The sequence below is a fragment of the Nonomuraea sp. ZG12 genome, from assembly GCF_052068115.1.
Taxonomy (GTDB): domain Bacteria; phylum Actinomycetota; class Actinomycetes; order Streptosporangiales; family Streptosporangiaceae; genus Nonomuraea.
Genome location: NZ_JBQHCW010000044.1, coordinates 1 through 24,936, shown reverse-complemented (window position 1 = coordinate 24,936; position 24,936 = coordinate 1). Strand labels below are relative to the sequence as shown.

Genomic DNA, 24,936 nt, shown 5'->3' with positions numbered 1-24,936 from the left:
TTTTTATTTTCTGGAAAATCAAAAATGGTACGCTGCGGTCGTGACTCTTGAGACCGGCACGGTCACGCCGTGCAAGCACTGTGGGGCGCCCATCGAGCAGCGGCGGGGGAGAGGGCGGCCCAAGGCCTACTGCCCCGAAGGGGACTGTCAGGCCGCGGCGAAGCGGGAGCGGGAGTTGCGGCGGGCGACGCCTGGGCTGGAAGGGGCGCTGGCCAGGGCTGAGCAGTTGTACGAGCGCATGGAGAGTGGGCTGGCCGCGGCGATCGAGCCGCTCGCGCAGGCGTTGTCCGACGAGTTGAGCCCGGCCGGGGTGGAGGCCAGGCTGAGTGCCGTGCAGGCCGAGGCGCACACCCGGGTGGCCATCGCGCGCACTGAGCGGGAGCAGGCGTTCGAGCAGGTACGGCTGGCGCGTGAGGCCGCTGAGCACGCGCGGCGGCAGACCGGGGAGATGCGCGAGCGGCTGGAAGAGGCCGAGGCGGAGCGGGACAACGCGCTCGGCGACGCAGAAAGGGCCCGTGAGCAGGCCCTGGCCGCGTTGCGTGAGGCCGCCAGTACCGAGCGTCAGGCGCTGCAGGCGGCCGAGGAGGCCGGTCGGCGGGCGGAGGTGGCCGAGCAGCGGGCCGAGGAGGCGGTACGACGTGTCGAGCTGACCGAGCGGGCCAGGGATCAGGCGGTTCAGGAGCTGGCCGAGCAGGTGGAGGCTGCCGACGCGCGTACCGAGGAAGCGAAGGCGCTGGCCGTACAGGCTCGGCAGGACGCTGAGCAGGCGCGGGCGGAAGGGGATCGGGCACGCGAGGAGATGGCGGCGGCCGTACGCGCGCGGGAACGGGCCGAGCGGGACGTCGCCGCGGCGGCGGCCACGGCGCAGGCGGCTGAGCAGGAGCGCGACCGGGCGGTGGCACGCGCCGAGAGCGCCGAGCGGGCTGCCGCGGAGGCGCAGCGGGAGCGCGCTGTCGCACTCAACGAGGCGGTGCAGGCACGCGAGGCGGCCGACGCCGAGGTCGCGCGGGCGCATGAGGCGGCTGAGGCTGAGGTCGCGCGGACACGTGAGGTGGCCGGTGCCGAGGTGGCGCGGGCTGAGGAGAGCAGGCGGCGGGAGCTGGCGATGGCGGCCGACCGGCTCGCCGCGGTGGAGAAGGAGGCCGCGGCCGCGGTTCTGGATGAACGGGCCAGGGCCGAGGGGGAGAAGGAGCGGGCCGAGGGGGAGCGGGCGCGGGCTGAGGCCGCCGTTCGCGAACGGGATCAGTTGCTGCTCGACCTGCGGCTGGAACGGGCGCGGCTGGAGGACGCGCGGGCCGAGGTCGAGGCGGCGCGGGCCGAAGCCGGGCGGCTACGGGAGCGGGCGGTCACGGCGGAGCTGGCCAACCGGCATCGGGACTGACGCCGTCGCGGAGGCCGGCCGCGGTCCGGTCCCGGGTGAGGCTGCCCGTCCGGTCGGGGTGTAGAGGCTGGTCCTGGACGTGTTCGGCGTGGTCAGGCGGGTCTTCACAGGTGATAGACAGGTTGCGCCAAGGACACACACAGAGTCGTTCCCCACGATCGGACCATGAGCATGGCGAATGCGGAGGCTCGCGGGCAGTTGCGCCGGGCCGACGGCAGTCCGGTGCGGGTGCTGGTGGTCGACGACGAGGCCACGCTGGCCGAGCTGCTGGCGATGGCGCTGCGCTTCGAGGGCTGGGAGGTGAGCAGCGCCGCCGACGGGCTGGGCGCCGTGCGCGCCGCCCGCGGCTTCCGCCCCGACGCCGTCGTGCTCGACATGATGCTGCCCGACATCGACGGCCTGGAGGTCCTGCGGCGGCTGCGCGCGGATGCGCCGGACGTGCCGGTGCTGTTCCTGACGGCGCGTGACTCCGTCGAAGACCGCATCACCGGGCTGACGGCGGGCGGCGACGACTACGTGACCAAGCCGTTCAGCCTGGAAGAGGTGGTGGCGCGGCTGCGCGGGCTGATCCGCCGAGCCGCCAGGACCGAGCTGCTGGCCGGCTCCCAGATCGTGGTCGGGGACCTGGTCCTGGACGAGGACAGCCACGAGGTACGGCGCGGCGGCAAGCTGATCAACATGACGGCCAGGGAGTTCGAGCTGCTGCGCTACCTGATGCGCAATCCGCGCCGGGTGCTCAGCAAGGCGCAGATCCTCGACCGGGTGTGGAACTACGACTTCGGCGGGCAGGCCAACGTGGTGGAGCTCTATATCTCCTACCTGCGCAAGAAGATCGACGCGGGCCTGCCGCCGATGATCCACACGCTGCGTGGTGCGGGGTATGTGCTCAAGCCCGGCGAATGAGCCGCCGCGGTGGCGGGCGCCGGCGAGCTGGTCGCTGCGGGCGCGTCTGGTCGCGGCGATGGTCGGCCTGCTGGCGGCGGCGTTTCTGATCGTCGGCGTGGCCACCGAGGCGACGCTGGTCAGAGCGCTGTACAGCCGGGTCGACGACCAGCTGACGGCGGCGGCGGCCAGGACGCCGCGCGGATTCGACCGGTTTCCACCGCCGAGCCCGCGTGAAGGCAGATTCCCGCCGGGACAGGTCATCGGCACCCTGGCGGCGCACATCGGGCAGGGCCGGGTCGTCTTCGCCGGCGTGCTCCCCGAGCAGGGGCAGACGCCGCCCGACCTGAGCGGACAGGACGCGACGCTGCTGGGCGTGCCCGCCGACGCGGTGCCCCGCAGTTACGACCTCGGCGATCTGGGCGACTACCGCCTGGTCGCGCGGCGGATGCCCGACGGGGACGTACTGATCACCGGGCTGCCGCTGGCCGAGACGCGGGAGACGCTCTACCTGGTCGCCGGCGTCGTGGCCGGGGTGACCGTGCTCGCACTGGCCGGGGTCGGCTATCTGGGCGTGGTGATCGTACGGCGTGCCCTGCGCCCGCTGTCCCGGGTGGCGGCCACCGCCACGCGGGTGTCCCAGCTGAGGCTCGACCGCGGCGAAGTGGAGCTGCCTCAGCGGGTCGCCGAGCGTGACGCCGACGAGCGCACCGAGGTCGGCCAGGTCGGCGCGGCCCTGAACCGGATGCTCGACCACGTGGGCAACGCGCTGGAGGTACGGCAAGCCAGCGAGACGCAGGTACGCCAGTTCGTCGCCGACGCCAGCCACGAGCTGCGCACCCCGCTGGCGGCCATCCGCGGTTACGCGGAGGTGAGCCGGCGCGGCGGGCAGCCGGTACAGCCCGAGGTGGCGCATGTGCTGCGCAGGGTGGAGTCCGAGGCGGAACGCATGACGGCCCTGGTCGAGGACATGCTGCTGCTGGCCCGCCTGGACGCGGGCCGGCCGCTCGCGCACGACCGGGTGGACCTGTCCATGCTGACGGTGGACGCCGTCAGCGACGCGCACGCGGCGGGCCCGCGCCACGACTGGAAACTGGACCTGCCGGAGGAGCCGGTCATCGTGGTGGGCGACTCGGCCCGGCTGCAGCAGGTGCTGGCCAACCTGCTCGGCAACGCCCGTACGCACACGCCGGAGGGGACCCGCGTCACGGTGGGCGTCGGCGTGAGCGGGCGGGAGGTGGTGCTGCGTGTCGCGGACAACGGCCCCGGCATCCCCGCCGGCCTGCTGCCGCACGTCTTCGAGCGGTTCGCACGCGGCGACGGCTCACGCTCCCGGGCGGCCGGCAGCACCGGGCTGGGGCTGGCCATCGTGCACGCTGTGGTGCTGGAGCAGGGCGGCAGCGTGGCGGTGGAGAGCGCGCCCGGTCGCACGATCTTCACCGTACGGCTGCCGGCACCGGGTGCTGAGTGAGAGGCAGCCAGGGGCCGACGTACGCCTCGTCGGTAGGGGACGAGTCCGAGGTGACAGAACTTCAGGAAATCAGTCGCTCCTCACGCGCTGCTACGCCCTCGGTGACGCGAGCACGCGCCAGAGACCCAAGACGGCCAGCAGGGACGCCGCGCCCGCCGCGCCGACGACCAGACCAGGCGCTGACACCTCGCCCAACGCCCCGCCGCCCGCCGCGAACAGCCCCTGCAACGTCATGGTCCCGGTCAGCATCAGCCCGAAGGCCTGGCCTCGATTCGCCTCCGGCACCGCCTCCAGGAAGCGCCGGGCCAGCCCCAGCTGGTACGCGACCCCGAACCCGGACACGGCGAGCAGCAGCGCCGCGGTAACCGGCCCGGGCGAGAACACGAACCCGAGCAGCGGCGCGCCGAGCAGCAGTGCCAGCGGCCCGGCCAGCCGTTCCCTGCGTTCCGGGGTGACCAGCCGGCCGATCGCGAGGTCGCCGGTGAGCATGCCGAACGCCACGGCGGTGAACAGCAGCCCGGCTGAGTTGCCGATCTGGACGGCGTACGGGACGAGCACCCCCTCGGTGCCGACCACGAGCGCGGGCGGCAGCCACTGGGCCAGCAGCAGCGAACGGATCGCCGGCCGGCGCAGCAGTTCGCGATTGACGCGCCAGGTCTCGCGTACCGCGTACCCTGCGGCCGTGCCGCGGCGCGGCCGCTCGGCCAGCCGCAGGCGCAGCAGCGCGACGGACAGCAGGCAGCTCGCCACGGTGATCCAGAGCGCGCCGTACGGGCCGAGCGCCGCGATCAGCATCCCGCCCACGGCGAAGCCGAGCACCTGCGTGCCGCCGGCGGCCATGGAGAACACGGCCCGGCCGAGCACGTACCGGTCGCCGTCGAGCAGTACGGGCAGCAGCGCGCTGCGCGCCGCGGAGGCGACCGCGCTCGGGATGCCGGTGACGAACACCAGCACCAGCATCGCGGTGGGGGAGAGCAGCCCGGCGGCGAGCACAGCGGCGACCGCGGCACGGACCAGGTCGTAGCCGACCATCACGGCCCGCGGCGGCCACCGGTCGGCGTACGCCAGCAGCAGCGTGCCGCCGAGGGCGTAGGGCAGGAAGCCGGCGACGTAGGCCAGCGCGGCCAGCAGGGACGAGCCGGTGCCGGCGTAGACGGTCACCGAGAGCGCGAGCATCTTCACCGTCTCGCCGCCGAGGAAGAGCGTGTAGCCGGTGAGCAACACGCGGAACTGGCGTACCGCGAACACCTCGCGGTAGGTGGCCCGCGCCGGTGCGTCCTGGAGTGTCGTCATGCGGGCCAGTTTCGGGGCGGTGCAGGGGGAGGCGTTAAGCTTTCGCGTGGAGGCGAAAGATGCTGGCCATCGAAGTCGGGCCGGTCGATGTGGCGCACACCCGCTACGCGATCTCGCCGCTGGGTGAAGCAATGAACGCGCTGCGGGTCGCTGCGGGCAAGCAGCCGGCCGGGCCGCTGCGGCCCTGGGCGGAGCGCATCGCGCCTCGGTACGCGCGGCTGCTCCGCGAGACGCCGGCGGTCGGGGCGCTGACAACGCTGTTTCGCCGCGGCGGCTACAACGCCGACTTCATCCATCCTCCGCCTTCGGGTCTCGGCGACGACTTCGCCGTAGAACTCGCCGCAGTGCGGGCGACTCCGCTGCGCCAGATTCGCGCGGAGATCGCCCGCAACCTGGTCGGGCTGCGTACGCCGCCGCGCCACGTCCAGCAGATCCTGGCCGCCCCGGACGTGCTCACCCGGCTTTCGGACGCGATCGAGGCGACCTGGCACGCGCTGGTCGAGCCCGACTGGCCGCGGCTGCGTACGGTGCTGGAGCGCGACCTGGTGCACCGCGCCGGGCACCTCGCCATGTACGGCTGGGCCGCGGCGCTGTCCGACCTGGATCCGCGTGTGGGCTGGCGCTCCGAGGGGGCCGACGGTGTGATCGAGGTGCGCACCGGCTCCCGGACCGAGTGGGAGCGGCACCGGCTGGGTGGCAAGGGCCTGCTGCTGATGCCGACCGTCTTCGGCACCCTCATCAGCTACGTCGAGCCGCCCTGGCCGTACGCCCTGGTGTATCCGGCGCGTGGCGTCGCGAACCTGCTCGGGCCGCCGCCCCCGCAGAGCGGTGCGGCGGCGCTGGCGCGGCTGGTCGGCCCACACCGCGCGCAGGTGCTGCGGGCGCTCGCGGTGCCGGCGACGACCACGCAGTTGGTCCGCCAGCTGGGTCTCAGCCTGGGCGCGGTCGGCGGCCACCTGGCGGTGTTGCGCGAGTCCGGCATGGTCACGCGGACGCGGACCGGCCGATCCGTGCGCTACGAACGCACCCCTCTGGGCGGGACCCTGGCCGGCGACTGAGCGCTGGTGCGAACATGGCCGAGAGCGCAGGCGCCGGGTACCTTTGGCGCCCGTGGCCAGGACCTTCGGGCCCCTTGGCTCAGCGGACCCCGTTCGTGGACCATCCTGACCCGGTGTCCGGCTAACTGACAGGGCATCGCCTGCCGGCCGGCTCCTTGTGGCGGTGGTGACCTCGGCAAGGTCGCCGGGGCGGGTCTCGAATCAGCTACGCCTATGATCGCTGAGTTGCCAGATAACCTCCGTCATCCCGCAACTTCTCACGGGCCGTTGCTTTCCGCTTGAGCCCCCAAGCGGGCGCCCTCACCAGGCGGGCGCTGATGCCGTCGAGGAGGCAGTTGAGGCCGAGGTCGAACTGCCATTGCCTGTCGTCCTTGCGGGTGGCGGTGCGCAGGTAGTGCTGGTAAGTGGGGTAATGGCCGGTGCGCATGTGCCAGGTCATGAGGGGGCGAGCTCGGTGCGGTCTGCTCCATCTCGCTGTTCCTGGCCGGGTCCGCGCTGTGCGGCCTGGCCCAGACCATGCCGCAGCTCATCGCTTTCCGCGCCGTGCAGGGGCTCGGCGCGGGCCAGCGCGGCATCGTGATGCTCGGTCGGTGTCGATCTGGGTCACATCACCGCACCACAGCACGTCCGCCGCGACCGTGTCGAACCCGCGGCGGACCAGATCGCAAGCGGCCGGCCGCTTGCCCGGCCTAGCTCGGCCTGGTCGCCCGCAGACGGCGCAAGCCGCGCTCGCTGTCCCGGCAGGACACTGCCCCGACCGGGTCACGACGCATAGAAACGATGACGCCGCCGCGCACGGCATCCCGTTCCGGCTTACCCTCCAGCAGCAGGTCGAGTACGAGATCGTGCCGGACGTCGACTGGACCAGGCTGCGTATCCTCGCCTCTGCCCAACTGCGGCATGGCGCGATTCCCTGGCGGATGGCCGCGGCCGACTACTCCTCTGGGCTGGAGCTGGGCGAATCCACCCCACTCACCGGCAGCCCCGCGGCCAGCCTCTGGGACCAGGCCCTCGCCGACGCGATGGGCGCCGCCGGCCGCGCGGTCATGGAAGAACGCCTCATCCCCGCATTCCTCGCCGACCTCACGTGAACCAGATGAACGACTACCTATTGCATCTATGTCCTCCCAGCTCGGAGGGCACCTCACTTCTTTCGCGGCTCTCGCCTCGAGTTTCACCGCCGTGGATCCAGGATGAGCGGCAGCAACATACCGCGCTCATACCGGCTTCTGCTTTGCTCACCGTGTGGATCGAGTCCAAGATGCTACGAACGGAGATCGCATGCGAAAGCTGGTACCGACACTTGCTTTGACCACCACGCTCGGCCTTGCAACGATGGGCTCAATCGCCCTGATCAGCTCCACACCCAGCTCCGCATCAGCGGGCAGCGTTGCGGCGGCCAAGCCCACCTATTCAGTGACATGCAGTGCAAGTGCCGACCGGACCCCAAAGATCGACATCGGCAGAGCAGCGTGCAAGAACGTGCACACCTTTCGGGTCGTGATCCGTTGCAAGACCAAGGGGAGCGCAACGACGTCGACAAAGATCAACGGCCCGTGGAAGGAGTCCGGAGAGACATCCACGAGGCAGTGCCCTGCCGCGCTGCCGTACATTGCCTCGGCGACCTACTCCTACTTGCTGGACACCTGACAATCGACGAGATCGCCGAGCTGTGAGGGTATGCGGGGCGCGCCGCACCACCTCCACGTCGATGCCCAGACCGGCACCGTGCGCGGCGACCGCGTTCTTGAACCCGGCATCGGTCCACGCTTTGGTCACGCTCGGGTTGGCGGCGGCGACCTTGGCCTGCCAGTAGGAGTGGAACGGTGAGCCGGGGTTTATGTCACATCCGTTGACGCTCGGCCCATGGAGAGCGTTCTCACACACATCTCCCAGAACGTGCGCTTGCTCCCATCTGAGTGAGAACGGGTTGTGAGGGGTGCGACCGGAATACGGCCGAGACGATATCGAGCACGGCGACCTGCGCAAGATGGACAGTCGCGGAGGATGCCGACTTATCCATCAGTGTTCGAGCCGGAACGTCAGGCCCGCGACCAGGGCCGCCACGGAGGGGGGCCCTGGTCGCGGGCGTATTCCGGCCGTGCCCCAGCAACGAGGGGATGTCCCCTCACGCATATCAACTAGGAGATGGTCGCCCGCCCGGGCGTTAACCCCGCAGGTGACACCGTCCTCCGGGGACGGGCACCTACAAGGGATGGGAACTGAATACGTGAGAAAGGGGCCATGGCCCGATCTTGGTAGCGCTTTGAGAAGCTCAGGGTCTGCCGGCCAGGACCTGCAGTCTCGTGTTCGCGGCCTCGTGAACCTCCGGCGCCAGGGGATCGCCAGCCAACTCCCGCAGACGCGAGCGGAATGCGGCCGTATCTGGTGCTGCCTCACACGCGCGCTGTTGAACCGTTGGCTCGCAATCGTCAAGTCCCTCGACCGCGACGATTTCGGCCTCATGCGGCGCGCATCCCCGAAGCCCGTCCAGGAATGTCCCGCGCAAGTGAATGAACCGTGCCTTCCCACGCGGCCATGAGCTCGCTCGCGGCTTCACGGATCTCCAACCGGCCCAGGCCTCGTGCTGGGACCTCGGCAGCGCACCATTCTCCGGCGACGACTGTGCGGTGCAGCGCGGCCAGCAACACCGGGGCGTCGCCCCGGTCTCCGACCTCTGCCACCACACGCTCCCCGAACGCGACGAGTGTGTCGTCGCCGCTGCCGATCCACGTGCGGGCGTGTGGCAGCGCGTCTGGCCCGAGGTGGTGGAGCGCCTGTGGGATGCCCGGCAGCCACCCGGCCGCGTTGCGTAGGGCCGGGTCTTCGGCGAAGTCGAAGACGATGCGATCGCCGCGCCTACCCAGTTCCCCCAGCGCCCGCCGCCGTTCGGAGCCGCCGGCAGCGACAAGCGCGACCAGGTCTTCGTTGTCGATGGCGGCGATTTCGGGTGGTGTGTCGCGTCTGGCCGGTCTGGGTGAGCGGGAGGCCTTGAGCTCGTCGATGATTCGCCGGACCCGTGGCTGGAACTGCGCAAACGTCGTCCACGGCTCCGTGTCGCACCAGATCGCCTGTGCAAGCTGCGTATCGTCGCGATTGGCGATGACGTCGTCAGCGAGCCCGTCCCAGATCGCGGGGAGCTTCATCGCCCCGCTGTAGCCGATCGCCTCAAGCGCCGTGGACCAGTGCGGCCCGTCGATCGCGTACCCGCGCAGCACGGCTGCCGCGTCGAGTCGACCGACCATCGGAAGCAGGGCAAGGACCTGCAAGGCAAGCTCAACCGGTTCGACGTCCTCGCCGTCGTACGTGAGCAGGTGCTGTTGGATCGGTGCCAGTGGCAGGTCGAGCCGAGCGATGAGACCGGCGAGGTAGCTGTCGCGCTGGTCAACTTGTCGGTCCCAGCGCGTGTCCGTAATCACGCACTCGTACACCGCGTCGGCGGCGCCGGGGGCGGTCGACGTGCGACGCACTGCGGCACCGCGTCCCCGTTGGAGCTGACCGCGGAACGAGGCCGGACTGTCATATTCGATCATCGATATGCAGTATCCCCGTGGTGGAGGCGCTGAGCGAGCGAATAGCGGCCATGGCCATGATGCCCGGGCCAGGCCGCCATCATCGACGACCGGCGCACTGAGCTGCGCCGACGCCTGGCCGAGCCGGACCTGTCGTATGCCGCCTTCAACGGCGGGTACCGCGAACGGGGGCCGGTCCGGAGCGTTGCGCTACGGCGCCCCGGCGCCACTGACAGAGGCCGACATCTGGCGGGCCTACCAGATCGAGCTGCGCGAGCGCGGTGAGCCGCACCACGACCCTTGGGGAATCAATCCCTTCGAGCGCCGCTGAACTGCGCCACTCCCATAGGGGTGCCACCGGGATACGGCAGAAACGGGCCGCGGGCCAAGGTAGTTGCTGGTCAGCGGATTGGCGTTGGGTGGCGTAGATCGGTCAGGTGTCAAGTGTCATTGCTGGCCGGCGTTCGTGATGCGGGCGGCGTACACGCGGTGTGCCTTGCGTTCGGCCGGTCCGGCGGCGCTGGCGGCGAGAGCGGCGCTCTGCTCCAGGGCAGCGCGGTGCAGCGCGAGCGGGGCGGTGACGCGGAGCGTGTGGTCCTGGCCGGGGATGGCCAGGGGGTGTGTCGAGCTGGTTGGGCAACTCGCGGGCGCGGGCGGCGGCCAGGACACGGCGGATGGTCTTGGGGGCGACCTGGTGCTGACGGGCCAGTGGTTTGACGGCGGCGCCTTCCCGGTAGGCAGCTAGGACGGCGACCTTCTGTTCGGAGTCGAGAGCAGTGGGGCGGCCGAGGGTCTTGCCGGAGGCCTCGGCGGCGCCTTCCCGGGTGTTCTCGCTGATCATGTCGCGCTGGAACTCCGGCACGGCGGCAAGGACCGAGACCATCATCTTGGTGCCGGGGTCGTCGCTGGCCAGGTCGATCCCCGATAGGAGCCCGGATTCGACCCGCAGGTGCAGGCCGCGTCGGATGAGCACGGGGCGCAGGGCGAGGATGTCGGAGCGGAACAGGCGGGCGGCGTCGGCGATGCGGATGGTGTCGCCTACGGTGGCCTCGTGCAGGAGCCGGGTGAATCCCGTGCGATCCAGGGAGCGCTGGCGGCTGGAAGTGGCGGGGTCCTCATAAGCGGGGGCGTCGGCGGTCGGCAGCGGGGCCAGGGCGTGTCGTTGGCGGGTATCGGTCTGCTGGTCGGTGGCATGCCGAAGGTAGATGTGGTCGGCCATGCCCGATCGTGTCCCCTCCCGGGTCGACCGGGTTGATTTCAGGAGTCCTGCGCGGGGTCCTCAAGGGATGTCTGCAGGAGGTCGGCAGGGATTCGGTCGACGGCGATGGAGATCACTTCGGCGGGTGTGGGGATCTCCATCGGGTCGGGGTCGTTGTGCCCCTCGCTGATGGTGTAGCCGCCGGCTCCTCGTGGTGCGTCAATCCAGGCGAAGGGCCGGGAGAACGGGTAGTCGGGCTTGCTGGAGAAGCCCAGCGTCCAGTGGCTGGTGTAGGGGTAGAGCCGTCGCAGCATGGGCTCGGCGTAGGCGGCCTCGATGAGTGCCTGGTACGCGGGCCAGTCGGCGTCGCGGGCGTCTTTGAGCAGGTACTGCCACTCTGAGGCGATGATGGCGGCGGGGTTCTTGTCGGGGACCTCGAAACGTCCGGTCAGGAGGTCAAAGGGCGCAGCCTGGTCGATCTCGTCGAGGCTGGCTCCTTCGGCCCAGCCACGAATCACTTCGGGAAGCTCACGCATGTCCTTGGTGTCACCGCAGATCATGAGTCTGTCGTTGGACGAACCCCAGATGGTCCAGCGCCGTTCGTGATGCCACGCCGTGACGTAGGACGAGTGGCGATGCGGGACGACGCTGGCGATCGTGGCATGGCGGAGTGGATCAGAGGGAGTGACGGCCAGAGGAAGGGACAGGCCCTGGCCGGCGACTGCGGCGTGGAGTGCTGCGGCGAGGCTGCCGTGGGCGGCCACGTCCGGGTAGAGGACGGCTGGGTCGGGTTCGCGGCTCATAAGATTCCGATCTTCTGCCCGTGCAGCGTTACCGTGGCGGGTGCCCAGGCGGCGCAGCAGGGTGACCGAGGATAGCCGGTTCTCTGATCAAGATCGCGGTGCGCAGCAGGTCTGTCCAGTGCGTCTCGATCAGGGTCCAGTCGATCGCCTCGTCACCGAACAGCGAGTCGCTGTGCTGGTAGTGGGTGTTCGGGGTGGGCCAGTAGAAGATCAGGTCGTGCCAGTTGCGGATGCGGGGCAGCAGGTCGAATCCCATGAGCGCAGCGAGACCGAAGACCGGTAGCGACTGGCCTTGGGTGTCTGCGTGGATGGTGTCGGGCTGGATCTCCGAGGCGTTCCGTAACAAATCATCGCCCCACACACAAACGAGACTCGCCCCGTCCGGCCCCCTAAGGCAGGCGCAATGTCGACATCACGCCTGGCATTGATGGCAAGCCTAGACTTTGACGATGCTCGAGATCCTCGACAACCTGGACATGTTGTCCCTGCCCCACCTTGACCTCACGACGGTCGAGATGGGTGGGATAACCCTGGGGGCACCGACAGCCAGGGTTCCACGCCGGAGCATCATCGAGGCTCAGTCCTCCGTAGTCACCCGACACCACAGCGGGGCCGGCGTCGAGAGGGAGTATTACGACGCTGACGGGCAGCGGCTGACTCTCGACGAGGTCGTCGACCATGCTTCTCGGTCAGAGGGATTCTTGTACTGCGCCGACAAGCTCACCTACAAGGTTCGAACCGGGGCAGTCGTCGGTTTCACGATATACGGCCCTCATCTGTCCTACTTTGACCATTTGACCTCGTACGAGGAATTCCTGGCCGCGTTCAGCAGACCCGACCGGGTGCGCGAAGACGAGGCTTACGGCGACCTCATGGGCTTCGACAATTACTACTGGGGCGCGCACAAGTATGTGAGGTGGGACGCCTGGGACCACCGCGTGAGCCTGATCAACCTGGGCTCCTTCGAGGGAAATACAGGCCCGTGACCCGGCGCGGGCGAAGGCGTAGCGGCCCAGAAAGTTGATGTGCTCGTACTGGATTGGCGACAGCCGCGCGCACATCTCATCGGTGACCGGGAAGCCCTGCTCGCGCAGGTGCTTGACGGCGGCGTGAGTATCGGCGAGGACGCTCAAGTGGCCGGCGACTCCCCCTTCTGCCAGATCGTGCTGCATCGACGAGACGCCGAGATGCTGATCGCGGTGGCGACGATGGCGGCCGCCGCGGAACTCGCCGCCGAGGTGGAGAGCCGAGGGCACGCCCTGCACGGTTTCGCAGCCCGCCCCAGCGTGAGCACTCTTGCAGCACAAGACATGAGTAAGCCTCGGATGTCGAGAGCTTTGACACGGCCTTGTCACGATCGCGGTAACAATGGGTCGCTATCTCCTCATCCTCTGTTATGGTCACGACTTGTCCCTAATTGGGATGACCTTTACCTGAGGAGGAACATGAGGAACGCGAAGAGGGTTGCCGCCCTTACCGCGGCGGTGGCGACCGCCACCGCACCCCTGCTGGCCCTCGCATCCCCGGCGATGGCCGAGCAGTCCGCCAAGCACACCCTGACCGTCCAGAACCTGCCGCTGGAGTGGCTCTCGCTCGACGCGCTCAGCGGGACGAAGCTGCTGCAGCGTGGCAAAGACCTGCTGAGCAAGGGCTATGTCCCCACGGCGCTGAACGTGACCAACGCGGCCAGCCCGCAGTACACGTCCCTGTGGACCAAGGACGCCACCCGCAAGGTCAACGTACTGCAGGGCCTGTCGGCCACGGACCTGCCCAAGCGCATCAAGGAGCAGCTGGCGGCCGGCTACCAGCCCAAGCTGATCAGCGGCACCGGCTCGGGCTCGGGCGCGGTCTTCGGGGCGGTCTTCGAAAAGACCACGCAGCTGGCCAAATCCCAGCTGAGCATGTCCAAGGAGACCTTCGCGAAGGTCAACGCCGAGTTCACCGCCGCCGGCTACAGCATCGCGTCCCTGGACGTGTACGGCACGGTGGAGAGGCCCCTGTACGCGGCCGTCTGGGTGGCCGGCGGCGCCACCGGAGCCGTGCAGGTGACCCTCGGCCAGACCGTGCAGGAGCGCGGCCAGGAGCTGCTCGCGAAGACCAAGCAGGGTCTGCGTCCGGTCCTCATGGCCGTCGAGCCCGGCAAGCTGTACACCACCGTGTGGAGCAAGGGCAGCGCGACCGGCCTGAAGGAGTACCTGAGCCTGTCCAAGGTCACCTACACGGTCAAGTCCGCCCAGTTGAAGACGCTGGGGTATCGGCCGCAGATCCTGAGCGCCGAGGACGGCGTGATCGCGTCGATCTGGAGCAAGAGCTAGCAACCGGTGATCTGCCGGGTGAGGGCGGCGCCTTCGACCGGCCGGAAGATCACCCGATGACGTCGCGGCCCGCGGTTCCGGCCTGAGTCCGACACCGCAACAGTGTGCTGGTCACGCTTGCCGATCCCCGCGAGTTCGGGCCGCGATCTCGTACGTCCGCTCCCCAGTGCTACGGGAACCCCGAAAGCCTCTCTTCGAACACATGGTCCTCCGCCTGCGGAGGACCATGTGCGTGACCCGTCACGGAGAGGCAGGGCTAGGCGACCGACAGCATTGGGGAGCGCTCGTCTTCCGCACCTTCAACACCTTCGACGGCCGATGCCGACGGCGCGCAGCTGCTCGGCCAGGGCGACGGCCTTGCCGGTCCGACAGGGCGAACCGGCCGGGGCGCAGGAGGTCATCGGGCAGGCGTGGGCCTCCACGCGGAGGTAGTCGTCGTCGTCGCGCGCCCCGGAAGTGCTTCAAGAAGACACTTACTCAGACAAGGTGCGCCTCATATGCGGCGATGACCAGGTGGACGCGGGTCCGGGCATCGAGCTTGGTCAGCAGGTTGCTGACGTGCGTTTTCACCGTGCTGAGGCTGACGTACAGGCTTTGGGCGATCTCTGCGTTGGACATGCCCCGGGCCACCAGGACGAGGACCTCACGCTCGCGTTCGGTGATGTCGAGGCCACCTGCCCGCGATGGCGGGTTCACGAACCGCTGGATCAACCGCCGCGTGGCGGTCGGCGCCAGCAGCGACTCGCCCGACGCGATGACGTTCATGCTCCTGATCAGTTCGGCGGGTGGCGTGTCCTTGAGCAGGAAGCCCGCGGCGCCCGCCTGGAGCGCTCCGTAGACGTACTCGTCCAGGTCGAACGTGGTCACCATGAGCACGCGCGTCCTCGGCTGGTCGGCGCAGATGCGACGCGTGGCCTCGATGCCATCCATCTCCGGCATGCGCACGTCCATGAGCACCAGGCGGGGGTGATCGCGAGCGCTCGCTGTCACCGCCTGCGCGCCCGTCGCCGCCTCGCCGACCGTCTGGAACCCCGGCGTGGAGTCGATCAACCTGCGGAAGCTCGCCCTGATGAGCGTCTGATCGTCGGCCACCAGCACCCTGATCACAGCGGTAGCCTCGCCATCACACGGAAGCCGCGTACGGGGCGAGCGCCTGCCTCGAACTCGCCGCCGAAGAGGTGCACGCGCTCGCGCAGCCCTGTCAGGCCGTGTCCGTACGGCTGTGCCCGGCCTCGCGTGCCGTCATCGGTGATCTGCACCGTCAGCCCGTCCGCTTGCCGTTCGATCCGCACCAGGACATGGCGGGCTCCAGCGTGTTTGAGCACGTTGGTCAGCGCCTCTTGGACGACCTCTCCTTCACGGTCTCGCCCGGCAGGATCACCGGCTTCCTCGGTCCGAACGGCGCCGGCAAGACCACGACCATGCGGCTACTCCTCGGCCTCGACCAGCCCACCGCCGGACGGGCCACCGTGAACGGCCTGCCCTACCGGGAGCTGAAAAGGCCCCTCACCCAGGTCGGCGCGCTGCTGGACGCGACCGCGGTGCAGGGCGGGCGGCGGGCGGAGCAGCACCTGTGGTGGCTGGCCCGCTCCAACGGCATCTCCCGCACCCGCATCGGCGGGCTCTTGGAGCTCGTGGGGCTCGGCCACGTGGGAGGCAAGCGCGTCGACGGATTCTCGCTGGGCATGAAGCAGCGGCTGGGGCTCGCCGCGGCTCTGCTCGGCGACCCGGAAGTGCTCGTGCTCGACGAGCCCACCAACGGACTCGACCCCGAAGGCATCCGCTGGATGCGCGGCCTGCTCAAGTCCCTCGCCGCCGAGGGCCGCACCGTGCTGGTGTCGAGCCACCTGATGAGCGAGATGGCGGTCACGGCCGACCATCTGATCGTCGTCGCCCAGGGCCGGTTACGCGCCGACGCCGCGATCACCGCGCTGGTAGGCCCGGGCATGTCGCTGGAGGACGCGTTCATGAACATCATCGAAAGGAGCGCCCCGTGAGCGCGGTCGCCGCCGAGTGGATCAAGCTGCGGAGTCTGCGTTCGACCTGGTGGGCGCTGGGCATCGGGGTGCTGGTGTCGCTCGCGCTCACCGCGCTGGGCGCCGCCACCGTCATCTCGCGCTGGGATCCCGCCCGTACGAGCGATCAGGCCGCCATGGGAATCGTCGTGGCCGTGTACGTGGGAGTGGTCCTGGCTCAGCTTCCGCTCGGCATGCTGGGCACGATGACCATCAGCGGCGAGCACGCGTCCGGCATGATCGACACGACGTTCGTCGCAACACCGTCCAGGGCCCGGGTGTTGATGGCCAAGGCGGTAGTCCTGAGCGGAGCCGCGGTCGGCGGTTCGCTGCTCATCTCCGTGCCCGGCTATCTCTTCGGGCGGTTCGTCGCCGCGGAGTTCCGCCCCTCGCTGCTGCCTGCCGGAGCCTGGACGGTGATCGCCGGCGGCACGCTGATGATCGTGGTCACCACGCTGCTCGGACTGGCGCTCGGTACGATCCTGCGCAACGGCGCTGTGGCGACGGCGGCGCTGGTGGCGATCGTTCTCGTGCTGCCGTTCCTCGCCATGAACCTGCCCTGGGGCGAGCAGATCAGCCCGTTCCTGCCGGCGTACCCGGCGCTCCAACTGATCGAGCAGGTCCCAGACATCATGCCCACCTGGACGGCGTTCACCGCGCTCGCCGCGTGGGCGGTGATCCCGCTGTTGATCGCGGTGATCGCCAACGAGCGATCCCACCACGGATCCTGACGCCCAGGTGGCCACACTTGCCTGGCCGCCGGCAGCCATGATCATCGCTCAGTACTTCAGGAGCCGTTCTCGTCGAAGACCCCCTCCTCGTCGCGAGCATCGGGGTTCGTAGGGCGTGCCGGCCTAGAGGTGGTGCCAGGGATGGTTGCATCCGTTGATGCAATCTTGCAGTCGTCTGCGCATGTCAGCGATGCCGAGCAGTGCGATCAGGAGTCGGAAGGATTTGATCCGCTCGGCCTGCGGCAGATGGATGATCTTGTTGAGCTGTCTGGGGAGGCCTGGGCGGATGATGAGCATTGCAGGCGTATGGGTTGGGCGAAGGCCGGCGCGGCGGATGCTCTCGGCGGTCTCTTCCTGGCTGGGGTGGGCTTGGATGCAGTAGTTGGAGAGCTCACGGAGGACTTGGCCTTGTTCGGCGGGGTTCAGGGAGCTGAACCAGGCGATGCCGGTCTCGAGTGCTTTCAGCTCCTGGGCGAGCTCGTTGAGGATCACAAGATGATTTGTGGTCATGGCCGTCCCCGTGCGGCTCCGGCCACGCCGACACCAGTGCCTTGGCCACCGTCCGGCAGCTCACCCGTACTTGCGCTCGGCGCGCGCCCCGACATCCCAGTCCGATGGTCACGGCGAATGTCGGCATGCCACGCGACCTTCTCCGACCGGGACACGGCGCATCCTCACAGGGAGTAGCGTCCTTATCATCCCACCGCAACGACAACAGTGGTGCTGACACTCGTGAACACGCCCAAGCCCGCCCACCCAGATGCGGCCCATTCTAACGACAAACGGTGCTCGTTCTCGTGGTCCTAGCCAGACGGGCCTGCCTCACGTGGCAGGCGAATGTCGGGCAGGAACCGAGCAGGGCGCGAACCACGCTACTCGTCGGCGTAGGGCTTGAAGAGCACGTCGCGTTCCATCCACGACTCGTTGAGCAGCTCACTGTGCACCTCGCCCTGGACGATTCCCAGGAGAAGGTCGGTGGTGAGCAGGTCGTACCTCTCCCACACGTCGCCGTTCCGGTCCGAGACCCGGATCGGGTACGAATCGGCCGCCGCCTCGGGTGAGACCTGCCAATAGAGCGTGACCCCCGTGCCGGTCGAGGCCCAGGGCAGCAGCCTGGAATCAGGGTCGAGATCGTCGGGCGGTCCCACGACCTCGTCCTCGAACAGGTCCTGGAGCTGTTCGAACTCCAGCCCCGACCTCTCGAGATCGACGTGCTTGAGACCGGGGCCGGGCGCCGGAACGTAGAGCCTCAAGTAGTCCAGCCAGAGTCCGCCACCCCCTGCGTCGAGAAGCTCGCGGTAGTCCTGCGGCACGGGCGCCCCGAGCCGATGCTCGGCCTGCTCCCAGTCGAACGGGCCGGCCAGCGGTGCGAGACGTGCCGCTTCGATCAGCTGCTGAGCACTGGTTGTCATGCGGGTGCATTCCTCGGGGTTGCTGGTCCAGGTCCGATCTGTCCGAACCGGATCTCGCCCGCGCCCGGCCGGGAAGGGCGCCGCTGGTGCACCTGGCCGTCGACGCCCTCACCGAGCCCTGACGCAGGCGCCGGGCGGTTTTCAGGGGAGGGGCCAGGTGCGTAGGGCGGCGTCGGCCATCTCCTGGAGCTCGTCGCGGCCGACACCGCTCGCGGCTTGCACGGCGATGCCGAATGCCAAGGTGGTGACGTATCGGGCCAGCAGGCCCGGATCGGTCTCCGGAGGCAGCTCGCCGTCGTCGATGGCTACCTGGAACCGCTCTCGGACGCGGGAGCAGCCGTTGTTACGCCAGGCGACGAGAAGGTCACGGACCCCATACGCGGAGTCGCCAGAGGCCAGGGCGCCCTGGACGCCCATGCACCCATGGGGGTGAGCCGGGCGGGTGGTGGTCCGGACGGTGCCTGACAGGATCGCGGTGGCGACGCCGAGGGCGGTCGGCTCCTCAAGCGCCTCGGCGAGGTATGCGCTCGGGCCTTCGGTGTAGCGCTCCAGGGCCTTGCGGAACAGCTCCTCCTTGTTGCCGAAGGCTGCGTACATGCTGGTGGTGGAGATGCCCATCGCGTCGGTCAGCCTGGTCAGGCTGGCCCCCTCGTAGCCGTGCTCCCAGAAGACCAGCATGGCGCGCTCAAGGGCTTCGTCGGCGTCGAATCCTCGCGGCCGGCCGATGGGGCCGCTCTGTTTGGTCTCCACGTTCTGCAGTCTACCCCTTCCGCATCGATCGCTGCAGAAGTGCTACTGTTCTAATTCCGCATCGATCGATGCGGAAGTCTGAGGAGGTTGTTCGGATGGGACTACTTGAGGGTAAGACCGCACTCGTCACCGGCGGCGGCACCGGAATCGGCCTGGCCAGTGCCGTAAGACTGGCGGCCGAGGGCGCACACGTGTTCATCACCGGTCGGCGCAAGACCGAACTCGACGCGGCGGTCGACGTGATGGGTTCGGCGGCTACCGCGGTGATCGGCGACATCTCGAACCTGGCCGACCTGGACCGGCTCTACGAGACGATCCGCAGCCGGGGGCGGGGTCTGGACGTACTGTTCGCGAACGCCTCCGTCGCCGAGTTCGTGACACTTGAGCAGGTCTCCGAGGAGCACTTCGACACCCTCTTCGGGATCAACGTCCGGGGCACGCTGTTCACCGTGCAGAAGGCGCTGCCCCTGCTCAACGACGGCGCTTCGGTGATCTTGAACGGCTCCACCAACGTGGACGTCGGCGACGAGGCGTTCGGCGTGTACGCGGCGACCAAGGCCGCCACCCGATCGTTCTCCCGGACCTGGGCCAACGAGCTCAAGGGACGCGGCATCCGGGTGAACACCATCACGCCCGGCCCGACCGATACCCCTGGTTTGTCGGGGCTCGCTCCCGACTCGGAGCAGGCCGCCCGCCTCAGGCAGCAACTGGCCGCGCAGGTGCCGCTGGGCCGGCTCGGGCGCCCGGAGGAGATCGCCGCCGCCGTGACCTTCCTCGCCTCGGAGCAGAGCAGCTTCATTACCGGTTCGAGCCTGTACGTCGACGGCGGCCTGAACCAGATCTGAGCCCGGCCGACGACCCGAGAGGTTGAGGTGAAGGACCCATGACCGTAATCGGCATCATCGGCGCAGGTGAGGTCGGTGGCCAGGTCGCGCGGGCGGCGATCGCGAGCGGCTACGACGTCGTTATCGCCAATTCACGAGGACCTGAGACCTTGAAGGACCTCATTGACGAGCTCGGACCGTCAGCGCGTGCCGCAACCGCCGCCGGCGCTGCCGGTGAGTTCGCAGTCGTGGCGGTCCCCCTCAAGGTGGTCAACGACATGCCTGCGGAGGAGCTGGCAGGCAAGATCATGCTTGACACGAACAACTACATGGTCTGGCGCGATGGGCATATCCCGGTCATCGACTCGGGCGAGAAGACCGTTCACGAACTACGCCAAGAACAGCTTCCGCGCTCCAAGGTCGTCAAGGCCTTCACCCACATCCAAGCTCCCCGCATCACCACCGCGGGCAAAGCGGCGGGCGCCCCCGGCCGTCTGGCGCTGTCGGCCTCGAGCGACTTTCCCGAAGCCGTGGAACTCGTGACGCGACTGTACGACCAGTTCGGGTTCGACACCGTCGACAACAGCCCGCTCAGCGAGTCGTGGCGCAGCGGCCCCGGTCAGCCCGCGTGGGTCGCGCACGAGCACCAGACACGTTCCGAACTGATCGCCAACCTCGCCAGGGCACGACGGATCGTCCTGAGGTGAGTCTGTCCCTGGGGCCAAGACGAGCCCACCGCCAGTACCCGGCCGGACCACCACCCGGTCGAACAGGGCGCGCAGCCTCGGCGACGTACCGTACGACGAAGACCCGGACCGCAGTCAGGTTCTCGATCAACGCGACGTGTTGTAGAGGCAGGCGATCGGCGGACCAGCCGTCACGCGACCGAGGTGCGCATGACCTGGTTTCCGAAGGGCTGAGTGATTGATCAAGGTCTGGTCCGGCCCGTAGAAGATCCTGCCGGCCCATTTGCCGGAGATCGACGCCTGCGGTGGCCGAGCGCGCGCCATCGCCCTGGGCCGCCTCCGCGACGTCTTAATTGCATTGCGGCGAGGTGGACGCCGGTGTCACCATTCGGAAGCTCGTCGCCTCGCCTGGCCGGATCGAGTTCGGTGTGGGAGTAACCGTTCCCGATCTGGACGAGGCATTCGAGCGGCCCGAGGTGCCTGCGACAGCGCTGTCCTCGCTCGTGCGCCGGGAGTTCCCCGAGAGCGGCCATGAGTGAAGCCCCCGCTCGACCAGGGAGGAAAGATGTCAAGCGCCCAGGTCCGGGCCACGGTCGCCGGTGACCTCGACGACGAGGAGCAGGCATGACCGCGGATACGAGTCGGCTGCCGCCCCCGGCGACGCGGTGGGTGATGCCCACCCTCATCGGATACTCCTTCTCGGTGGCGCCGGCCGCGACCATCCTGACGGCGGTCACGGCCATCGTCGCCGGTGCGGCGCCGGTCGGCATCACCGTCGCGATCGGCGAACTGGTAGATGGGCTCACCTCGGCGATCGGCCAAGGCCTGGGCACCCCGGCGGCACGGGAGTGCTACCGCTGGGCCGCCGTCATCGTCGTGCTGTTCTTCCTCACCCACCTCGCCGATTCGGCGCGGACGGCCCTGGGCCGGGCACTCGGCCGCCGGGTCACCGGTCGGCTCGGCGAGCGCGTGATGATGGCCGCCTCCGAGCCTGCCACCATCGGCCACCTCGAGGATCCCGCCTACCTCAGCCGGCTCGGGCGCGCCCGGGGCGACGGAACCATCGACATGCCGCCCGGGGAAGCGGTCTTCGGCTTCTCGACCAAGGCGTCGATGTGGGTGACCAGCATCGGCTCCGCGGCACTGCTCACCCAGGTCACCTGGGGACTGGGGCTGATCGTCTTCGCCGTCTTCGCCGTCATCCACTCCCGGCTGGTCCAGAACTACCGGATAGCCGTCATCGAGACCGTGGATCAGACGGAGAAGCTGCGCCGTACGTCCTATTTGCGGGACGTGCCGACCACGCCGGGCGCGGCCCGGGAAGTCCGACTCTTCGGCCTCGCCGCCTTTTTCCGTGATGCCTACCAGTCGGAGTGGCGCCCGAACATGATGGAGGTCTGGCAGAGGCGGCGTGAGCACCGCTTCTTCGTCGTCGTGGTGGTCGTGGTCACCGGCCTCACGGTCGCCTCGGTCTTCTACTTCCTGGGATACCGGGCCGCCACCGGAGGTTCGACGGTGGGTGATCTGGCGATCGGCGGCCTGGCCGTCCGGGCGCTCCTTCAGGTGCTCCGGGCTGATGACGATGATCTCCGTATGGGCTTCGGCTCGAAGGCAGCCGCCGAGGCGTTCGCTTTTCCTGTCGTGGCGACGCCGGTCGCGCCGGACGAGGACCCCTGGCCGGCGCCGGTCGGGACCATCTCCTGCGAGGAGTTGCGCTACCGCTACGGCGGCGCTTCCGACGAGGTGCTGCACGGCATCGACCTCACTGTTCCCGCGGGTCAGTCGCTCGCCGTCGTCGGTCTCAACGGCGCCGGCAAGACGACGCTGGCCCGGCTCGTCGCCGGTCTGGACGCGCCGAGCGGGGGCGCCGTACGCGTCGGCGGAACCCCGATCGAGGACGGCAACCGCCGGAACTGGCAGCGTCAGGTGGTCGCCGTCTTCCAGGACTTCGCCCGCTATGAACTGACCGTGCGGGACAACATCGCCTTCGGTTCTCTGGCCCACGCGGACGACGAGGAGGGCCTGCGCGCCGTGGCGCGCCAGGCCGGGCTGCTGAAGTTCGTCGAGGGACTTCCGGACGGCTGGGACACGGTGATGTCCAGTGGGTACACGGGCGGGGTCGACGCGTCGGGCGGCGAGTGGCAGCGCATCGCCATCGCCCGGGCACTGTTCGGCCTGCGGCACGGCGCCCGGTTGCTGATCATGGACGAGCCGGCCGCGAGCCTCGACGCCCGCGCCGAGGCTCGGCTCTACGACACGTTCCACGAGCTCACCGCTGGTGCCACCACCGTCGCGATCTCGCATCGGTTCGCGACCGTGCGCAAGGCGGAGCGGGTGGTCGTGCTCGATCACGGCCGGATCATCGAGGATGGCACGCACGAGGAGCTGATCAGCGCCGACGGCCGGTACGCCGAGCTGTTCCGCCTGCAGGCGAAGCGTTTCGAGGAGGGACCGTCTTGATCAGCGCCCTGCGCTTCGTCCTCACGACCGGACCCCGCATCGACCGGGTCCGGTCGCTGCTCGCGGTGGCGGTGGCGATTCTCGAACAGGCCACCGGAGTCGGCCTCGCCGTTCTGCTCGGACTGTTCAGCGAGCTGGCGAACCGGCGTTCGACCACCGGTGTGGTGGCACTCGTGGTGTGTGTGGCGATCTTCGTGATGCTCACCCAGGGCACCTTCATCGCCGGCTATTTCACCCGCCTTCGCCTGCAGGAGGAGATTCAGAACGATGTCGAGCGCCGGTTCATCGACGTGGTGGGCACGACGCCGACGCTGGAGGTCCACGAGCGTTCGAGCCGCTCCGACAAGGCGGCGCTGGTCCGTGGTGCGCGGGGCGACATCGGGCCGGCCTTCGACCGGCTGGTGTGGCTGGCCGGAGCCGCGCTGGCCCTGATCGCGTCGGCCGTCGTGATGGCCTCGGTCGTTCCCGTTCTCGCCGTCCTGCCGCTCTTCGCCGTACCCACGGTGCTGGCCACCCGGGCGGCCGACAAGAAGCGCGGTCAGGCCGTGCAACGTGCCACGCCCCGGACCCGGCTGGCCGGTCATCTGTTCACGCTCGCCACCACGGCCGCACCCGGTCGCGAGACCCGTCTCTTCGGACTGGCGGGCGAGCTGCGGCGCAGGCACCGCGAGGAGTGGGACTCCGGAGGCCGTGACATCGCCCGGGCTGACCGACGGGCCCGGGTACCGGTCGCGCTGGCCTGGCTGTTCTTCGTGCTGGCGTACGCGACCGCCATCGTCCTGATGGTGCGGGCCGGCCTGACCGGCGACGCCTCGCTGGGCCTCGTCGTCGCGGCCGTCGCCGTCACCAGCCAGATCACCGGGCAGGTGCAGAACTTGTTGAGCATGACCTTCTGGACGCTGGAGTCGCTTCGGGCGGTCCGGGCGTTCCTCGACGTGGTGGAGGACGGCGCCGTGGAGCGCGCGGCCGTCGTACCGGCCGCGCCGGTGACGGTGCCGGCCCGGCTGAACGGCAGCATCAAGGTGGAGGGGCTCACCTTCCGGTACTGGAACCGTGATCAGCCTTCACTGAACGACATCAACCTCGAACTCCCCGCCGGCGCCGTGGTGGCCCTGGTCGGCGAGAACGGCGCGGGGAAGTCGACGCTCGTCAAGATGCTCAGCGGCCTCTACCGGCCGAGCGAAGGGCGCATCCTGGTGGACGGGACCGATCTCGCGCGGTTCGCCCCGGAGGACTGGCGCGCCCGGATCACGGCGGCCTTCCAGGACCCGGTGCACATCGAGATGTCCCTGGGGGACTCGATCGGGCTGGGCAGGCTCGAGCGTCGCGACGATCCGGAGCGGATCACCGAGGCGCTGCGGACGGCGGGCGGCGACAAGCTCCTCGCTTCGCTGCCCGGGGGCCTGGAGACCAGACTCGGGCGAACATCGTGGGACGGCGAAGGGCTGTCCGGGGGCCAGTGGCAGACGGTCGCCAACGCCAGGGCGGCGATGCGACAGGCGGCGCTGCTGCGGGTTCTGGACGAGCCCAGCGCCAGCCTCGACGCGCGGGCCGAGGAGTGGCTGTTCCGGCAGTACGCCGGCTTGAACCGCCTGGAGGGCGGCGTGACAGTCCTCGTCACGCACCGCTTCACCACCGCCCGGGCGGCTGATCTCATCGTCGTCCTGGACGGTGGCAGGGTGGTCGAGGTCGGCACCCACGACACGCTGAGTGAGGCCGACGGACTTTACGCCGAATTGTTCCGCCTGCAGGCCCGGTACTTCGTCTGACCGAAAACCGTCTCTGCGTCCAGAGCGGCCCCGACTTCGGAAGGTCGGGGCCGCTCTCCTGCATGCCGGGTGAGAGCTCGATGGGACTGCTCCATCCGGTGGCGTCTGTCAGGCGCCTCAGCTCGGCTGGGCCGATCCGGTCCGCCCGCCGCGGAACACCTCGTTGACGAGTCTCTGCGTCGCCTTCTGGAACGCCTCCGACAGAGGCAGGTCGGAGGCGTCCACATAGTTCAGCGCGGCGGTCAGGGTCTTGCGGCCGTCGGGGGTGCTGTACATCAGGGCCGCGTGGCCCGAGATGCCGCCGTTGTGGGTGATGACGGTGTGGCCGTCGTCGGTGGTCATCACGAACACTCCCAGGCCGTAGTCCATGTTGGGG

Annotated in this window: 25 protein-coding genes and 3 pseudogenes; 15 read left to right on the top strand and 13 right to left on the bottom strand. The window is 69.2% G+C overall.

The annotated features are described in order from the left end of the window. Positions 1 to 40 precede the first annotated feature (40 nt). The 3 genes from ACTMTF_RS47430 to ACTMTF_RS47420 all read left to right on the top strand — a co-directional run bounded on the left by ACTMTF_RS47430 (position 41) and on the right by ACTMTF_RS47420 (position 3,734). Positions 41 to 1,381 carry a hypothetical protein gene (locus tag ACTMTF_RS47430; RefSeq protein WP_397015461.1) on the top strand — a complete coding sequence of 447 codons (1,341 nt, stop codon included), beginning with the start codon at positions 41 to 43 and terminating at the stop codon, positions 1,379 to 1,381. A 165-nt stretch (positions 1,382 to 1,546) separates the two neighbouring features. Continuing rightward, positions 1,547 to 2,284 carry a response regulator transcription factor gene (locus ACTMTF_RS47425; protein ID WP_441116670.1) on the top strand — a complete coding sequence of 246 codons (738 nt, stop codon included), beginning with the start codon at positions 1,547 to 1,549 and terminating at the stop codon, positions 2,282 to 2,284. Beyond that, a complete protein-coding gene (locus tag ACTMTF_RS47420) occupies positions 2,262 to 3,734 on the top strand; it encodes a sensor histidine kinase (protein WP_441116669.1) in 1,473 nt (490 codons plus the stop codon). Before ACTMTF_RS47425 ends, ACTMTF_RS47420 begins: the two co-directional genes overlap by 23 nt. 90 nt (positions 3,735 to 3,824) lie before the next feature. Here ACTMTF_RS47420 and ACTMTF_RS47415 read toward each other — a convergent pair whose 3' ends face one another. Then, on the bottom strand, positions 3,825 to 5,027 hold the full coding sequence (locus tag ACTMTF_RS47415) for an MFS transporter (RefSeq protein ID WP_441116668.1): 1,203 nt from the start codon (positions 5,025 to 5,027) through the stop codon (positions 3,825 to 3,827). A 59-nt stretch (positions 5,028 to 5,086) separates the two neighbouring features. Between ACTMTF_RS47415 and ACTMTF_RS47410 the strand changes: the two genes are divergently transcribed. Next, complete coding sequence (locus ACTMTF_RS47410; protein WP_441116667.1) at positions 5,087 to 6,085, top strand: helix-turn-helix domain-containing protein; 999 nt, start codon at positions 5,087 to 5,089, stop codon at positions 6,083 to 6,085. 211 nt (positions 6,086 to 6,296) lie between these two features. On the opposite strand, the gene ACTMTF_RS47405 is transcribed toward ACTMTF_RS47410, so the two are convergent. Continuing rightward, entirely contained in the window at positions 6,297 to 6,512 is a 216-nt protein-coding gene (locus tag ACTMTF_RS47405) for a hypothetical protein (protein ID WP_441116666.1), read from the bottom strand. Between the two features lie 253 nt (positions 6,513 to 6,765). On the opposite strand from ACTMTF_RS47405, the gene ACTMTF_RS47400 reads away from it, so the two are divergent. Then, positions 6,766 to 7,176, top strand: coding sequence for a DUF2399 domain-containing protein (locus ACTMTF_RS47400; protein WP_441116665.1), 411 nt, complete (start codon positions 6,766 to 6,768; stop codon positions 7,174 to 7,176). Positions 7,177 to 7,366: 190 nt separating this feature from the next. Beyond that, positions 7,367 to 7,735 (top strand): hypothetical protein, encoded by a 369-nt coding sequence (locus tag ACTMTF_RS47395; RefSeq protein ID WP_441116664.1) that lies wholly within the window; start codon positions 7,367 to 7,369, stop codon positions 7,733 to 7,735. 812 nt (positions 7,736 to 8,547) lie between these two features. Here ACTMTF_RS47395 and ACTMTF_RS47390 read toward each other — a convergent pair. From ACTMTF_RS47390 to ACTMTF_RS47375, 4 genes and pseudogenes are all read right to left on the bottom strand, one after another. Further along, a complete protein-coding gene (locus ACTMTF_RS47390) occupies positions 8,548 to 9,618 on the bottom strand; it encodes a hypothetical protein (RefSeq protein WP_441116663.1) in 1,071 nt (356 codons plus the stop codon). Positions 9,619 to 10,030: 412 nt separating this feature from the next. Continuing rightward, entirely contained in the window at positions 10,031 to 10,816 is a 786-nt protein-coding gene (locus ACTMTF_RS47385; protein ID WP_441116662.1) for a recombinase family protein, read from the bottom strand. Between the two features lie 38 nt (positions 10,817 to 10,854). Continuing rightward, positions 10,855 to 11,598 carry a DUF6193 family natural product biosynthesis protein gene (locus ACTMTF_RS47380; protein WP_441116661.1) on the bottom strand — a complete coding sequence of 248 codons (744 nt, stop codon included), beginning with the start codon at positions 11,596 to 11,598 and terminating at the stop codon, positions 10,855 to 10,857. A gap of 28 nt (positions 11,599 to 11,626) precedes the next feature. After that, positions 11,627 to 11,950 (bottom strand): annotated as a pseudogene (locus ACTMTF_RS47375) (Tn3 family transposase); the annotation flags it as partial. Positions 11,951 to 12,047: 97 nt separating this feature from the next. Here ACTMTF_RS47375 and ACTMTF_RS47370 point away from each other — a divergent pair. Then, a complete protein-coding gene (locus ACTMTF_RS47370; protein ID WP_441116689.1) occupies positions 12,048 to 12,584 on the top strand; it encodes a hypothetical protein in 537 nt (178 codons plus the stop codon). Positions 12,585 to 12,614: 30 nt separating this feature from the next. On the opposite strand, the pseudogene ACTMTF_RS47365 reads toward ACTMTF_RS47370, so the two are convergent. Next, positions 12,615 to 12,770, bottom strand: a pseudogene (locus ACTMTF_RS47365) (Tn3 family transposase); the annotation flags it as partial. A gap of 273 nt (positions 12,771 to 13,043) precedes the next feature. Between ACTMTF_RS47365 and ACTMTF_RS47360 the strand changes: the two are divergent. Beyond that, a complete protein-coding gene (locus ACTMTF_RS47360) occupies positions 13,044 to 13,913 on the top strand; it encodes a hypothetical protein (RefSeq protein ID WP_441116660.1) in 870 nt (289 codons plus the stop codon). Positions 13,914 to 14,390: 477 nt separating this feature from the next. On the opposite strand, the gene ACTMTF_RS47355 is transcribed toward ACTMTF_RS47360, so the two are convergent. Both ACTMTF_RS47355 and ACTMTF_RS47350 read right to left on the bottom strand, forming a co-directional pair. Next, positions 14,391 to 15,020, bottom strand: coding sequence for a response regulator (locus ACTMTF_RS47355; protein ID WP_441116659.1), 630 nt, complete (start codon positions 15,018 to 15,020; stop codon positions 14,391 to 14,393). Next, positions 15,017 to 15,238 carry an ATP-binding protein gene (locus ACTMTF_RS47350; protein ID WP_441116658.1) on the bottom strand — a complete coding sequence of 74 codons (222 nt, stop codon included), beginning with the start codon at positions 15,236 to 15,238 and terminating at the stop codon, positions 15,017 to 15,019. The genes ACTMTF_RS47355 and ACTMTF_RS47350 overlap by 4 nt, the downstream gene beginning before the upstream one ends. Before the next feature lie 15 nt (positions 15,239 to 15,253). Between ACTMTF_RS47350 and ACTMTF_RS47345 the strand changes: the two genes are divergently transcribed. Both ACTMTF_RS47345 and ACTMTF_RS47340 read left to right on the top strand, forming a co-directional pair. Continuing rightward, entirely contained in the window at positions 15,254 to 15,910 is a 657-nt protein-coding gene (locus tag ACTMTF_RS47345) for an ABC transporter ATP-binding protein (protein WP_441116657.1), read from the top strand. After that, positions 15,907 to 16,659: an ABC transporter permease gene (locus tag ACTMTF_RS47340; RefSeq protein ID WP_441116656.1), complete on the top strand. Its 753-nt coding sequence runs from the start codon at positions 15,907 to 15,909 to the stop codon at positions 16,657 to 16,659. Before ACTMTF_RS47345 ends, ACTMTF_RS47340 begins: the two co-directional genes overlap by 4 nt. A 123-nt stretch (positions 16,660 to 16,782) precedes the next feature. On the opposite strand, the gene ACTMTF_RS47335 is transcribed toward ACTMTF_RS47340, so the two are convergent. The 3 genes from ACTMTF_RS47335 to ACTMTF_RS47325 form a co-directional block, all read right to left on the bottom strand. Further along, positions 16,783 to 17,169 carry a DUF5958 family protein gene (locus ACTMTF_RS47335; protein ID WP_441116655.1) on the bottom strand — a complete coding sequence of 129 codons (387 nt, stop codon included), beginning with the start codon at positions 17,167 to 17,169 and terminating at the stop codon, positions 16,783 to 16,785. 362 nt (positions 17,170 to 17,531) lie between these two features. Next, positions 17,532 to 18,071, bottom strand: a complete 540-nt coding sequence (locus ACTMTF_RS47330) for a hypothetical protein (protein ID WP_441116654.1) — start codon at positions 18,069 to 18,071, stop codon at positions 17,532 to 17,534. Between the two features lie 141 nt (positions 18,072 to 18,212). Beyond that, positions 18,213 to 18,821, bottom strand: a complete 609-nt coding sequence (locus ACTMTF_RS47325) for a TetR/AcrR family transcriptional regulator (protein WP_397017730.1) — start codon at positions 18,819 to 18,821, stop codon at positions 18,213 to 18,215. 95 nt (positions 18,822 to 18,916) lie between these two features. Between ACTMTF_RS47325 and ACTMTF_RS47320 the strand changes: the two genes are divergently transcribed. The 5 genes from ACTMTF_RS47320 (at position 18,917) to ACTMTF_RS47300 (ending at position 24,560) form a co-directional block, all read left to right on the top strand. After that, on the top strand, positions 18,917 to 19,666 hold the full coding sequence (locus ACTMTF_RS47320; RefSeq protein ID WP_441116653.1) for an SDR family oxidoreductase: 750 nt from the start codon (positions 18,917 to 18,919) through the stop codon (positions 19,664 to 19,666). A gap of 38 nt (positions 19,667 to 19,704) precedes the next feature. Further along, on the top strand, positions 19,705 to 20,352 hold the full coding sequence (locus ACTMTF_RS47315; protein ID WP_441116652.1) for an NADPH-dependent F420 reductase: 648 nt from the start codon (positions 19,705 to 19,707) through the stop codon (positions 20,350 to 20,352). Positions 20,353 to 20,699: 347 nt separating this feature from the next. Further along, complete coding sequence (locus tag ACTMTF_RS47310; RefSeq protein WP_441116651.1) at positions 20,700 to 20,870, top strand: hypothetical protein; 171 nt, start codon at positions 20,700 to 20,702, stop codon at positions 20,868 to 20,870. A gap of 85 nt (positions 20,871 to 20,955) precedes the next feature. Beyond that, complete coding sequence (locus tag ACTMTF_RS47305) at positions 20,956 to 22,791, top strand: ABC transporter ATP-binding protein (RefSeq protein WP_441116650.1); 1,836 nt, start codon at positions 20,956 to 20,958, stop codon at positions 22,789 to 22,791. Then, the gene (locus tag ACTMTF_RS47300; protein WP_441116649.1) at positions 22,788 to 24,560 is read left to right on the top strand and encodes an ABC transporter ATP-binding protein; all 1,773 of its coding nucleotides are present in this window, start codon (positions 22,788 to 22,790) and stop codon (positions 24,558 to 24,560) included. The genes ACTMTF_RS47305 and ACTMTF_RS47300 overlap by 4 nt, the downstream gene beginning before the upstream one ends. Before the next feature lie 117 nt (positions 24,561 to 24,677). Here the strand turns inward: ACTMTF_RS47300 and ACTMTF_RS47295 are convergent. After that, a pseudogene (locus ACTMTF_RS47295) lies at positions 24,678 to 24,936 on the bottom strand (alkaline D-peptidase); the annotation flags it as partial.